This is a genomic window from Methylobacterium sp. SD274 (genome assembly GCF_017355285.1).
Taxonomy (GTDB): Bacteria; Pseudomonadota; Alphaproteobacteria; order Rhizobiales; family Beijerinckiaceae; genus Methylobacterium.
Genome location: NZ_JADIJP010000005.1, coordinates 80604 through 93881 on the forward strand (window position 1 = coordinate 80604; position 13278 = coordinate 93881).

Sequence of the window (13278 nt, forward strand, 5' to 3'; positions counted from 1 at the left end):
GGTCAGCGCCGGGCGAGGCTCGTCGGCGCATCCGCCGCACCGAAACGATCGCCGGTCGATCCGGTGGGGATCGAGGCCGCGGGCGTTCCGCGGCTGAAAGCGGTGCCGTCCCGCCCGAGGCGCTCGCCATGGGCGAACAGGGCCTTCATGTAATCCTGGTCGAACGGCGCCGAGGTGGTGCGCGTGAACCGGTTGTCGATCTGGGCCACGTCGAGATCGAGGCCGTGACGCTCGGCGAAGCTCTCCGTCAGGGCGAGCGCCGCACGGGTCTGCGCCTTGATCGCGGCCGACATTGCGCGGCCGAGCACGCTCAGGGTCGTGCGGGTGGCCATCTGGAAGTCCGGCGTCACCGTGTTGTTGACGACGAGATAGACCGTGCTCGTGGGAAGCCTCACCTTGGCCTTGCCGAGGATCGCGGCTTCCGGCGCCAGGTAGAACGGCGCAGTGGTGCCGCCATCGGCATGCATCTCTTGGAAATGCTTCCCGTCCGTACCGACCACGTCGATCATCACCGGCGGGAACACGCCCGGCACCGCCGAGGAAGCGAGGATGATCGCGCGGAACAGGTCGAGCGCCTTCGGGCTGCCCTCGGAGGCGATGGCGCCCATGTCCCACAGGACGGGGCGCTCGCTGTCCACCGCCGTGGTCGCCACCAACAGGCGACGTCCCTTGGCGTGCTCGGCGGCGATGTCGGCGAGAAGCTTGCCGGTGACCATCCGCTCGATCCGGCGCTTGAGCGGCCAGGTATCGGTCAGGGCTTCGTTGGTACCGCCGAATTCGAAGACGTCGGCGGCCGAGATCTCCGTATAGGCGTGCGCCAATGTCGCATCGGCGCTGGATCCGAGGAAGGCGAAGGGCGCGATCATCGCCCCCGTACTGACCCCGGTGATGATTCCGAAAGCGGGCCGGTTGCCGGCCTTCGACCAGCCGTTGAGGAGACCGGCGGCGAAGGCTCCGTTCTCGCCGCCGCCGGACAGGACCAGCCACGGATCGGACGCGGCACCCGCGCCGTCGATGAGATTCTGGAAGGCCTTGGTGTCGTCGGCTGGTATCCGAAGAAGGCCCTTCAGGCCGTCGGGCCTGGCATCGGCCGCATCACCGGCCGTGAACGCGACCCGTTCGGATGATCTCGCTGGCGATGACTTCGAGGATTCTTTGAGGGGAGCGGATCTCGCCGGTGTGCCCGCATGGGCCGGAGCGGCCTCGACCGGTCCGGCGATGCCGAGCATGGCCACCATGCTGGCCGCATAGAAGAGACCGTGTCGGCTGGATGATCCGGACATGAGAGAGTGTCCTTGGTAAGTCTCGAAACGCCCGCCTCTGCTGCGAGAACCCGGCGTCGACCGGCCGGTTCCGGTCCGTGGACCCTCCCCTTGCGTCGAACATGCGCCAGCGCACGTCGTTGGGAAAGCGGTCTTCTCCCAAAACCCGCCTTTACGCGGGGGGTAACCTTGACTAACCGCTTCGAGGCTAGAGCATCATCCGGAAAGTCAGATCTGGTTTTCGGTAAAGATGATGCGGTGCCAACACCCTAGGTCGACGACCTGAATACGATATGCAGGTCGTCGACCTGGTCCAACGACTATCCATAGCCGGAGCCCGAGTCCCGATGAAACTACCGCGCCGCTTCTTCCAGCCGCTCGCCACAGGCGCGCCGGCCCCGTTCCGTGACCTGCCGGTGAAGCTCGAGCGGATGATCCATTTCGTGCCGCCGCACAACGACAAGGTCCGTTCCCGGGTGCCGGAACTCGCCGCCACCGTGGACGTGGTGCTCGGCAATCTCGAGGACGCCGTGCCGGTCGATCAGAAGGAGGCGGCCCGCAAGGGCTTCGTCGCCATGGCGCAGGCCACCGATTTCGCCGCCTCCGGCACCGGATTGTGGACCCGCATCAACGCCCTCAACAGCCCCTGGATTCTCGACGACCTGTTCGAGATCGTGTCCCAGGTCGGGGACAAGCTCGACGTGGTGATGGTGCCCAAGGTCGAGGGACCGTGGGACATCCACTATATCGACCAGCTCTTGGCGCAGCTCGAGGCGAAGCACGGCGTCTCGAAGCCGATCCTCGTCCACGCCATCCTGGAGACCGCCGAAGGCGTCGCCAATGTCGACGCCATCGCCTCCGCCTCGCCGCGCATGCACGGCATGAGCCTCGGCCCCGCCGATCTCGCGGCCTCGCGCGGCATGAAGACCACCCGCGTCGGCGGCGGCCACCCGGATTACCGGGTCATCGCCGACCCGACGAGCGACGGCGCCGCCCGGGCTAGCGCCCAGCAGGACCTCTGGCACTACACCATCGCGAAGATGGTCGATGCCTGCATGGCCAACGGCCTCAAGGCCTTCTACGGCCCGTTCGGCGACTTTTCGGACGGGGATGCCTGCGAGGCCCAGTTCCGCAACGCCTTCCTCATGGGCTGCGCCGGCGCCTGGACCCTGCATCCGAACCAGGTCGCCATCGCCAAGCGCGTCTTCGCCCCCGATCCGGCGGAAGTCGCCTTCGCGGTGCGGATCGTCGAGGCGATGCCGGACGGGACCGGCGCGGTGATGCTGGACGGCAAGATGCAGGACGACGCCACCTGGAAACAGGCCAAGGTCATCGTCGATCTGGCCCGGCTGGTGGCCGAGAAGGACCCGGAGCTCGCCAAGACCTACGGCCTGAAGTGACCTCTGGCCCGAACTGAGATGGCCTTCCCTCTCCCCGCACGCGGGGAGAGGGCTTCATGCCTCCTCGTCGGGGCATGAAGCGAGGCGGCAGCCGAAGGTGAGGGGGCGGCTCAGGCACAGCCTCGTTCGTTCGACCCCCCCTCACCGCCGCTCCGGCTTCGCCTCCGCTTCCCGCAGCCACGGATCCCGAAGCGATCGGCCGGATGCCGTCCGAGATCTGCAGACCGAGACGGCTCCTTGCGATGCGGCGTGGCAACGCCGCCGATGACAACCTGTCCGCCGCATCCTATTTTGGCGTCATGACCGATTTCTCTCCCACCGGAATCCAGACGCGCACCGCCAAGTTCGGCCTCGGCGCCGTGGTGCGCCACCGGATCTACCCGTTTCGCGGCGTCGTCTTCGACGTGGACCCGATCTTCGACAACACCGAGGAATGGTGGCTGGCGATTCCCGAGGAGGTCCGGCCGCGCAAGGACCAGCCGTTCTACCACCTTCTCGCCGAGAACGCGGAGAGCGAGTACGTCGCCTATGTCTCCGAACAGAACCTCATTCCCGACACGTCCGGCGAGGCCCTGCGCCATGCCGGGATTCCGGAGGTGTTCGAGCGGGATTCGGACGGCGCCTACCGCCTTCGGGGCGCTCACGCGAACTGAGTCCCGGACGGGACCCCACATCGCGGAGCCCCCTCATCGACGGTGCGCATGAAAAAGGCCGGGCTCGCCGCCCGGCCTTTTCCTATTGTCATGAAGTGGGTTCGAGGCCCGGTCTCAGGGCTTCGGAGCGGTACCCACGGCGGCAGCGCCGGCGGCATTCTGCTTCTCGAGGTTCTTGCGCATGTCTTCGCTGCGCTTCTCGAGCTCGGCCTGGAGCTTCTTCTGCTGCTCTTCCAACACCTTCGGATCGACGGCCGGGCCGTCGAAGGCCTTGCCGAAGCCGGTCAGCGGCACGGCGAAGGTCACCTCGCGCTGGGCCTGGTTCTGGACGCTGATGTTGAGGGTGGTGCCCTTCTTGAGCGCGTTCACGAGGTCGTTACCGACATTGCCGGCCTCGGCGAAGCAGCCGTTGGGGAAGCACACGGCGAACTTACCCGGCGTCGCCTGCTGGCCATCGACGGTGAAGCGGATGCCGGGGCCGAGGAGCAGGCCGAGCGGCAGTAGGTAGCGCACCACGCGCACGCTCTGCTGGGCGTTCTTCATGTCGTAGACCGCCACGGCGAGGACCGGCTGGCCCTGGTCGGAGACGAAGTCGCGGGTGGTGTAGCAGACGTCGGTGCTGGTGTTCTGGTCCTTGCCGCAGACCTTGGTCCAATCGGCCTGGGACGGCTCGGACTTTACGTTGACGATCTGCGGGCCGGCCGGCTGCTGGGCGGCCGGGGTTTGGGTGGCCGGCGCTGCCGGGGCCGGTGCGGTCGGAGCGGGGGCCTTGCCCTTCGGAGCCTGGGCGAAGGCCGGTGCCGCCAAGCCCGCATTGCCCATCATGCCGGCCAGGGCGAGAATCGCGGCGGCGCGCATCGGGCGCGCGGGACGGTTGGCAAAGAACATCAGCTCTGACCCCTTGGATATCGCGAATGACGAAGACATGCTGCGGCGCTTGAACCCAGCAGGACGTTTCCTGAACTCGATGATGCGGATCGAAACCCGCGGACGGCGTTCGGCCGAGCCCTCGCCGCCCTGGTTCGCGCGGTCAAGCCCTCGGCGCGCGCAAATCACCCGCTCCTGAACCCTGGATGGCCAATATGGGCCCGCCAGGGTGCCGAACGGGGCGTTCAACGCCTCGAACCCGCTCGAACGACCGGGCCGCCTGCTTCCCTGCGGAATGCGGCGAAGACATGACACCTGCGCTGTCCGCCAGATCGCGGACGACCTGTCGGTTGCCCTTTCCAAAGGGCGTTTTTAAGCAAAGTTTAACCCTAACCGTTCATCACCGCAGGGCACGGAAAGTCGATGCACGCGGGGAGTTGAGGCGGAGGTGTCGGCGCAGCCAGCGATCATACCCTTTGGCGACGCTCCTCCCGTCGCCCTTCCGGCGGACAGGCCCGTCGTGCCGAGCCCGCATTCGGATGTGGTCAGGCCCGGCCTCTGCACGTTGCTGGCGGCGACCGCCCATGCCGATCCGGGCCGTGTCGCCTTCATCGATCCCAAGGACAAGGTCGGGTGGTCCGGGCGCAGCCCCATCACCTGGACCTATGGGTCCGCTGCCGAGATCGTCGCGCGCCTCGCCAGCGGGATGAGGCAGTGGCGGCTGGCCCCGGCGAGCCGTGTGGGCCTGATCGCCGCCGCCGGGTCGGAGACCGTGCTCTCGTACCTGGCCATCGAGGCCGCGGGCCACATTCCCTGCCTCCTACCCCTGACATGGGACGAGGACGCCCTCGTGGCCGGCATCCAGGCCGCCGGTATCCAGGCCGTGCTCACCCAATCCCGTATCGCCGGAATGCTGCCGGCCGAAGGCCTGCGCCGTGTCGCCCTGCGCTATTTCGGTCTGCGCTACCTCGCGGCCTTCGGGCCGGAAGTGCCCGACGGGGTCATCAGTCTCGACGGCATGGTCCTCGATGGACATGGCGGCCCGTTCGCGCCGTCGAGCGCCGGGCTCGTGACTTTCGCCGCTGCCGATCCCACGCAGCCGGTCTATCGCCCGGCGGACGCGCTGATCGCCTCGATCGCGGTCCATCTCGCCACGATCCGGATCGCACCACGCGACCGAATCCTGACCCTTCTCGCGCCAGCCGACCTGAGGGGCCTCGTCACCGGCCTCGGCGCCGCCCTCGTGGCGGGGGCCGGGCTCGAAACATGTGGGCCGTTCGACGCCGCCCACCTCGCCGAGGCGCTGGCTCGACCGGGACCGACGCATCTTGTCGTGCCCGCTGCCCTGGAGCGCAATCTCGCGGCGAGCCGTTGCCCTCGCAGCCTCGAATCCGTCACCCTTGCTCACCGGTTGCCGACCCGCCTGACCACACGGCTGCTGGCGCCGGGCGCCGTGCATGGTCCGCGAAGGGTGATCGATGTCCTCGCCTTCGACGAGGCGGCCCTCCTCACCGCCTCGCGGGCCGATGGGGACGTCGCCCACTTCCTCGCGGATGCCCATCCGTTGGCACCGTTCCCGGCTCTTCTGGATATCGCCCGTGACGAGGACGGGCGATTCGCTTTCCGGGGCCGCGCCTCCAAAGCCAGCCCCCTGCAACGCGGCATCCCGCCGGAAAAAGCCGCCGATCTGTGGAGGGCCGTCCCATTCGCGGCAAAAATATTTGCCGGACGAGCAACAGAGATCCTTCGCTGCTGACCATCCGGCGGTATCGTCGTGCCCGAAATTCACCGCTTTCGACGCGTGGCACGGCGGCCGTGCCGAAGTCGGTGATTCAGCTATTTTGTGAAACGAATTTCCTATTTCGGAACAGCGGTCTAGAGTGAGTTCCGGATGTCTTGCGCGATGCCGCGTGAGGCTAGGGCGCCACGGGTCGCGAGCGGGCTCTTCGCCGGATAGCAAGAGGATTTTCACCCTGCAGCCGGCGAACCAACTGGGTTCACGTGTGTTATCGCACGGGTCCCTTCCCAAGGGGCGATGGATGAGCTAACCCTGACAGTCATGAGTGCGCTGCAACAAGTGTTGGTCGTCGATGATGGTCACCGCGCCATCGATCACTCCCTCGCCGCCGAGCTTGCCGAGCTGGGTTATGCGAGCGTTACCGCATCCCTCGAGGCCGCCGACGACGTTCTCGCCGTCATCGCCCGCCCCGCGGCCATCCTGCTTCAGACCTCGACCCGGCTCGACCCGGCCTATGCCATGCTTTCCGAGCGCCTGCGTGAGCAGATGCAGCATGCGGGCATTCCCGTCATCGTCATCGATGGCCGGACGGGACGCGGTAGCGGTGCCTCGGTCGATCTGCAGAGCCGCATCGGTCCTTACGTCCTGAACGAACCGGACCTCTAATCCTGCCTATGAGGACAGCACCGCAGGTGCTTGTTTGAGAAAAGATTTTTCGATGGAGGCGGGCCGGTGAGCCCGCCTTTTTCATGAGGTTTTCGCCGAATACGCCGGGGTGATCGACCCGGCGTGATGTCCCTCACGCCGCCTTCTTGGCGCGGGCGATCTTGGACAATTCGCGCAGGATCGAGGTCGTGATCTTCAGGCGCTCGGGGATGGAATCGAGCTCGCGGATGAACACGATGCTCATGTCCGGGCGCACCTTGGCGAAGGAGGCCTGACCGCCGACGAAGGCCACCAGCCCCTGCGGATTGGCGAAGGACTTGTCGCGGAAATGGACGACGACGCCCTTCGGCCCGGCCTCGACCTTCTCCACGTTGGTGTCGCGGCACAGGATCTTGATCGTGACGATCTTGAGGAGCTGCTCCACCTCCGGCGGCAGCGGCCCGAACCGGTCGATCAGCTCGGCCCCGAAGCTCTCCATCTCGGCATCGTTCTCCAGGGTGGAGAGCCGGCGATAGAGGCCGAGGCGGACGGTGAGGTCCTCGACGTAATCCTCCGGGATCGTGACCGGTGCTCCCAGCGCGATGGTGGGCGACCACGCCTCCTCCACCGGCTCCTCGATGCCGGCCTTGAGGGCGGTGACGGCATCCTCCAGCATCTGCTGGTAGAGCTCGTAGCCGACCTCCTTGATATGGCCGGACTGGGCGTCACCCAGCAGGTTGCCGGCGCCGCGGATGTCGAGGTCGTGGGAGGCGAGCTGGAAGCCAGCGCCCAGCGTGTCGAGGGTCTGGAGCACCTGGAGGCGCTTCTCCGCCTGCACGGTGAGCTGCTTGTTGGCCGGGGTCGTGAACAGGGCGTAGGCGCGGGCCTTGGCGCGCCCGACGCGGCCGCGCAGCTGGTAGAGTTGGGCGAGGCCGAACATGTCGGCCCGGTGCACGATGAGGGTGTTGGCAGTGGGGATGTCGAGGCCGGATTCGACGATGGTGGTGGAGAGCAGCACGTCGAACTTGCCCTCGTAGAACGCGGTCATCACGTCCTCGAGCTGGCCCGCCGCCATCTGGCCATGGGCCACCGCCACCTTGGTCTCGGGCATCTCGGTATCGAGGAAGCGCTTCACCTCCGCCAGATCCTCGATCCGCGGCACCACGTAGAAGGACTGGCCGCCGCGATAGCGCTCGCGCAGCAGGGCTTCGCGGATCATCAGCGCATCGAACGGGATCACGAAGGTGCGCACCGCGAGGCGGTCCACCGGCGGCGTCGCGATGATCGAAAGCTCGCGGACCCCGGTCATGGCGAGCTGGAGCGTGCGCGGGATCGGCGTCGCCGAGAGGGTCAGCACGTGGACATCGGCCTGGAGCGCCTTGAGGCGCTCCTTGTGGGCCACGCCGAAATGCTGCTCCTCGTCGACGATGATGAGGCCGAGATCCTTGAAGGCCACGTTCTTGGCGAGCAGCGCATGGGTGCCGACCACGATGTCGACGGTCCCGGCGGCGAGGCCCGCGCGGTTCTGCTTCATCTCGGCGGCGGAGACGAAGCGCGAGAGCTGCGCCACCTGCACCGGCAGCCCTTTGAAGCGCTCGGCGAAGGTCCGGTAATGCTGGCGCGCCAGCAGGGTGGTGGGCACCACCACCGCCACCTGCTTGCCGCCCATGGCCCCCGCGAAGGCGGCGCGCAACGCCACCTCGGTCTTGCCGAAGCCGACATCGCCGCAGACGAGGCGGTCCATGGGACGGCCGGCATTGAGATCGGACAGGACGGCGTCGATGGCGGTGGCCTGGTCCTCGGTCTCCTCGAACGCGAAGCGGGCGGCGAACTCGCCGTAGAGGCCGTCCGGAGCCTGGAGGCGGGGTGCCTGGCGCACGAAGCGCTCGGCCGCGATCTTGATGAGCTGGCCGGCCATCTCCAGGATGCGCTTCTTCATCTTGGCCTTGCGGGCCTGCCAGGCACCGCCGCCGAGACGATCGAGAGCGACCTCCGCATCTTCCGAGCCGTAGCGGGTCAGAAGCTCGATATTCTCTACCGGCAGCAGTAGCAGTCCGCCGGCATACTGGATCTCCAGGCAATCGTGCGGCGCGCCGGCCGCCGTCACCGTCTTGAGGCCGACGAACCGGCCGATGCCGTGATCGGCATGGACCACGAGATCGCCGGGCTGCAGCGCCTGCACCTCCAGGATGATGTCCTGTGGGCGTTTAGACTTGCGCTTCTGGCGCACCAGCCGGTCGCCGAGGATGTCGCCTTCCGAGATGACCGCGAGCTTGTCGACGACGAAGCCGGAATCGAGCCCCCACACCGCCACCGCCATGTCGGTGCCGCGCTTCAGGGCATTCACCGCCGTGAGGGTGTTGATGGAGACCGGCTTCTTCAGGCCGTGATCGGTGAGCACGCCACAGAGCCGGTCACGCGAGCCGTCGGACCAGGATGCGAGGATCACATGATGACCCGATCCCTGGAGTTCCTTCACATGGGCGACGGCGGCGTCGAACACGCTGGCCGTCTCGTCCGCCCGCTCGGCGGCGAAGCTGCGGCCCGCCTTGCCCTCGCAATCGATGGTGAGGCGGTCCGGGCTCTCGGGCATTGCGAAGGGCGAGAGCCGCGCGACGGAGGCGGCGGCGACCCGCTCCTTCCAGTCGTTCTGCGTCAGGTAGAGGGAGGACGGCCTCAGCGGCTTGTAGGGCGCGACGCCGGTGGACGGCGTCTTCATCGCCTCGGCGCGGGCGTCGTAATAATCGCGGATCAGGGTGAGGCGCTCGGCGACCGCCTCCTCCGCCTGCGCGTCGAAGACCAGCGGCACGCCCGGCACGTAGTCGAACAGGGTGTCGAGATGATCGTAGAACAGCGGCATCCAGTGCTCGAGGCCGGCATAGCGCCGTCCCTCGCTGATGGTCTCGTAGAGCCGATCGTCGCGGGTCGCCGCGCCGAAGGTGGAGATGTAGCCCTGGCGGAAGCGCCGGATCGTCTCCGTGGTCAATTGCACCTCGCTCATCGGAACGAGGTCGAGGGAGCGGAGCGAGCCCACCGTGCGCTGGGTCTCCGGGTCGAAGGCGCGGATGGATTCCAGGGTATCGCCGAAGAAGTCGAGGCGGATCGGGTTCGGCAGGCCCGGCGGCGACAGGTCGAGGATGCCGCCGCGCACGGCGTATTCCCCCGTCTCGCGCACCGTCCCCGTGCGCAGGAAGCCGTTGGCCTCGACCCAGGCGGTAACGGTATCCATCGGCACCACGTTGCCGATCGCCGCCGAGAAGGTCTCCACCGCGATCTTCTCTCTGGGAGGCACTCTCTGGATCAAGGCGTTGACGGTGGTGCAGAGGATGCGCGGCTGTTCCTCCGAGGAGCGCGAGCGCGAGAGCCGCGACAGGGCGGTCATCCGCTGGGCGGCGATGGCGGCGTTCGGAGAGACCCGGTCGTAGGGCTGGCAGTCCCAGGCCGGGATGCTCATCACCTCGATCTCGGGGGCGACGAATTTCAGCCCGGTCTGGAACGCGTTCGAGCGCCCGGAATCACGGGCCACATGCACCAGAACCGCCGGTCCCTCGAAACTCCGCGACAGGGCGCGGGCGAGATCGGCCACCACCACCGCATCGAACCCTTCGGGCACGTTGGCGAGCGTCGGGCTATCGCCGCGCTTCAGCGCCTCCAGCGCACGGGCGAGCGCACCGGATTTCGGCAGGGCGAACCGCGCCGTCTGGGGCTTCGGGGCGGGAGCGGGAGCTTTGGGCTGGGGTTTGGCCATCGGGTCGGGGTTTTCGAACTCATGGGAAAGTGAGACGCGACGCGCCTCCCTCCCCCCTGTGGGGAGGGACCGAGGGTGGGGGTGGTTGGGCGACCCTCCCACTGCGGAGGCGAGCGGCGCTACCCCCACCTCCAACTCCTCCCCACAAGGGGGAGGAGAGCCTCGCATCGCCTAGACCGCTAATGAATCGGCGCGTCGTGCTTATGGAACGCCTGGAGGCGGCGGTATACCGGCGTGTCGTAATTCTGCGGCGTCTCGTCCTCGCCGGTGAGCCAGCGGAACAGGTCGCGGTCGGGCAGCTCGATCAGGGCTTCGAAGGTCGTCAATTCCTCATCGCTCAGCGTACCGATCTCCGCATCGGCGAAACGGCCCATGATCAGGTCCATCTCGCGCATGCCGCGATGCCAGGCGCGGAAGAGGGTGCGGCGGCGGCGCGGATCGAGATCCGCGCTGGTGCGGGTGGTTCCGGACATGGGGTCAGCCTGTCATGCTGCGATCCTGGGATCCGGTGATCCCGGGACAGGGGAAACTGTGCGCGGCCCGGTGCCGCGATAGCGGCGTAGGACCCTGCCGTCGTCTATATAGACCCGCGCGGCGGCATCACCATCTCCGTTCGCGCGGCTCAACCGGCTTTGCATGACAGACGAACCCCGCCCGACGAACCTGCGCCCCAGCATCCTCGATCCGCTCTTCGCCCAGGCCCGGACCCTCCCCGGCGTCGGGCCGAAGATGGCGCCGCTGATCGAGCGGCTCCTCGGCACGCCCGAACAGCCAGCGCGGATCGTCGATCTTCTGTTCCACCTGCCCCAGGGCGGGGTGGCGCGCACGATGATGGGCTCCATCGCCGAGGCGCCGCCGGGCGAGCCCGTGACGTTGGGTGTCACCGTGACCGGCTATCGCCCGCCGCAGCCCGGGGCGGGGCGGCGTCCCTTCCGGGTCCTGGTGGAGGACGGCACCGGCGACATCACCCTGGTGTTCTTCGGCATGCCGCAGGCCCGCGTGGAGAAGATGCTGCCGCTCGGCGCCCATCGCTACATTTCCGGCCGCATCGACCTGTGGGACGGGCACCGGCAAATGGTGCACCCATCGCGGATCGTGGACGAGGCGGGGCTCGCCGCCCTCCCCGCCGTCGAGCTCGTCTACGGCGCGACCGAGGGGCTGACCTCGCGGGCGATCTCGAAACTGGCGCATTCCGCCCTCGACCGGCTGCCGACCCTGCCCGAATGGCAGGACCCGGCCTGGCTCGCGCGGGAAGGGCTGCCGGGTTTCGCCGATGCGCTCAGGGCCGAGCACCGGCCCGAGAACGCGCCGCCCACGCCCGCGAGCGATGGCGTCACGCCCCGCACCCCGGCACGCCGGCGGCTCGCCTATGACGAACTCCTCGCCTCGCAGCTGGCGCTGGCCCTGATGCGGGCCCGCAACCGCAGGGCGCCCGGCCGCGCCAATGCCGGCGACGGTCATCTCAAGGACCGGATCGAGGCCGCCCTGCCCTTCGCGCTCACCGGCGCCCAGGCCCGGGCCGTCGAGGAGATCCGCGCCGATCTCGCCTCCGACCGGCGCATGCTGCGCCTGCTCCAGGGCGATGTCGGCTCGGGCAAGACGGCGGTGGCGCTGCTGGCCATGGCCTCGGCGGTGGAGGTCGGCCGGCAGGCGGCTCTGATGGCGCCCACCGAGATCCTGGCGCGCCAGCATTTCGAGCGCCTGACGGAGCTCGTCGGTTCGCTGCGCCTGCGCCTCCTCACCGGGCGCGACAAGGTCTCGGAGCGCCGCGCCACCCTGGCCGACCTCGCCGACGGCCATATCGATATCGTGGTCGGCACCCACGCCCTGTTCCAGGATAGTGTGATCTTCAAGGATCTCGGCGTCGCCGTGGTGGACGAGCAGCATCGGTTCGGCGTCCATCAGCGCCTCGCGCTCGGCGCCAAGGGGGCGGCGGTGGACATCCTGGTGATGACCGCGACGCCGATCCCCCGCACCCTGGCGCTGACCTGTTTCGGCGACATGGACGTCTCGGTCCTCGACGAGAAGCCGGCCGGCCGCCAGGCCATCGCCACCCGCCTCGTCTCCATCGACCGGCTCGACGAGGTGGTGATGGGGCTCGGCCGGGCGCTTGCCGCCGGGGACAGGGTCTACTGGATCTGCCCGCTAGTGGCGGAATCCGAATATGTCGATCTCGCCGCCGCCGAGGATCGCTTCGCCGACCTGCGGCAGGAATTCGGCGACGCCGTCGGGCTGATCCACGGCAAGATGCCGGGGCCGGACAAGGATGCCGCCATGGAGCGGTTCGCCGCCGGCGAGACGAAGATCCTGGTCTCCACCACGGTGGTGGAGGTGGGCGTCGACGTGCCCGAGGCGACCATCATGGTGATCGAGCATGCCGAGCGGTTCGGCCTCGCGCAGCTGCACCAACTGCGCGGGCGGGTCGGGCGCGGGGCCAAGGCCTCCACCTGCCTGCTGCTCTATCGCGGGCCGCTGGGACAGGTCTCCCGCGCCCGCCTCGAAATGATGCGCGAGACCGAGGACGGTTTTCGCATCGCCGAGGAGGATCTGCGCCTGCGCGGCGAGGGCGAGGTGCTGGGCACGCGCCAATCGGGCGCGGCCGCCTTCCGCCTCGCGAGCCTCGAGAGCGACGCCAACCTGCTGGAGGTCGCCCGCGATGATGCGCGGCTCATCGTCGAGCGCGATCCCGGCCTCAGATCCGAGCGTGGCAAGGCGCTTCGGGTGCTGCTCTACCTGTTCGAAAGGGACGCGGCGATTCGGTTGCTCGGAGCCGGTTGAGCCGATTCGCTGGCCGTCAGGAGCCCACGCCAAACCTGAACGCATCGCCACAAAAGCGACGAATCGACCACCGATGACGTATGCGCAGTTCAGCTTCGAGAACCATGGCACCGCAGCCACACAGCGCCGGAAAGAGCTTGATTTTCAAAGACTAAGCTGATTTCCGGATCTCGTTTCCCGAGCCGTT

The 13278-nt window shown here is 68.0% G+C and carries 9 protein-coding genes; 5 read left to right on the plus strand and 4 right to left on the minus strand.

The genetic code is table 11. The features are described 5' to 3' along the window. Window positions 1-2: 2 nt before the first annotated feature. On the minus strand, window positions 3-1283 hold the full coding sequence (locus tag IPV08_RS06545) for a patatin-like phospholipase family protein (RefSeq protein ID WP_207411240.1): 1281 nt from the start codon (window positions 1281-1283) through the stop codon (window positions 3-5). 326 nt (window positions 1284-1609) lie between these two features. Here IPV08_RS06545 and IPV08_RS06550 point away from each other — a divergent pair, with 326 nt between their 5' ends. Then, entirely contained in the window at window positions 1610-2662 is a 1053-nt protein-coding gene (locus tag IPV08_RS06550; protein ID WP_056425762.1) for a CoA ester lyase, read from the plus strand. Between the two features lie 299 nt (window positions 2663-2961). Further along, on the plus strand, window positions 2962-3315 hold the full coding sequence (hspQ, locus tag IPV08_RS06555; RefSeq protein WP_056453784.1) for a heat shock protein HspQ: 354 nt from the start codon (window positions 2962-2964) through the stop codon (window positions 3313-3315). A gap of 114 nt (window positions 3316-3429) precedes the next feature. On the opposite strand, the gene IPV08_RS06560 is transcribed toward hspQ, so the two are convergent. Then, window positions 3430-4203: an invasion associated locus B family protein gene (locus IPV08_RS06560; RefSeq protein WP_056425765.1), complete on the minus strand. Its 774-nt coding sequence runs from the start codon at window positions 4201-4203 to the stop codon at window positions 3430-3432. A 499-nt stretch (window positions 4204-4702) separates the two neighbouring features. Between IPV08_RS06560 and IPV08_RS06565 the strand changes: the two genes are divergently transcribed. Both IPV08_RS06565 and IPV08_RS06570 read left to right on the plus strand, forming a co-directional pair. After that, window positions 4703-5938, plus strand: coding sequence for an AMP-binding protein (locus IPV08_RS06565; RefSeq protein WP_348646088.1), 1236 nt, complete (start codon window positions 4703-4705; stop codon window positions 5936-5938). Window positions 5939-6241: 303 nt separating this feature from the next. Further along, the gene (locus IPV08_RS06570) at window positions 6242-6586 is read left to right on the plus strand and encodes a hypothetical protein (protein WP_056453741.1); all 345 of its coding nucleotides are present in this window, start codon (window positions 6242-6244) and stop codon (window positions 6584-6586) included. A 133-nt stretch (window positions 6587-6719) separates the two neighbouring features. Here IPV08_RS06570 and mfd read toward each other — a convergent pair whose 3' ends face one another. Next, on the minus strand, window positions 6720-10313 hold the full coding sequence (gene mfd, locus IPV08_RS06575) for a transcription-repair coupling factor (RefSeq protein ID WP_207411242.1): 3594 nt from the start codon (window positions 10311-10313) through the stop codon (window positions 6720-6722). A gap of 179 nt (window positions 10314-10492) precedes the next feature. Then, window positions 10493-10786, minus strand: a complete 294-nt coding sequence (locus IPV08_RS06580; RefSeq protein WP_056425773.1) for a succinate dehydrogenase assembly factor 2 — start codon at window positions 10784-10786, stop codon at window positions 10493-10495. 163 nt (window positions 10787-10949) lie between these two features. Here IPV08_RS06580 and recG point away from each other — a divergent pair, with 163 nt between their 5' ends. Then, window positions 10950-13091 carry an ATP-dependent DNA helicase RecG gene (recG, locus tag IPV08_RS06585; protein ID WP_207411243.1) on the plus strand — a complete coding sequence of 714 codons (2142 nt, stop codon included), beginning with the start codon at window positions 10950-10952 and terminating at the stop codon, window positions 13089-13091. The last annotated feature ends 187 nt before the right edge of the window (window positions 13092-13278 follow it).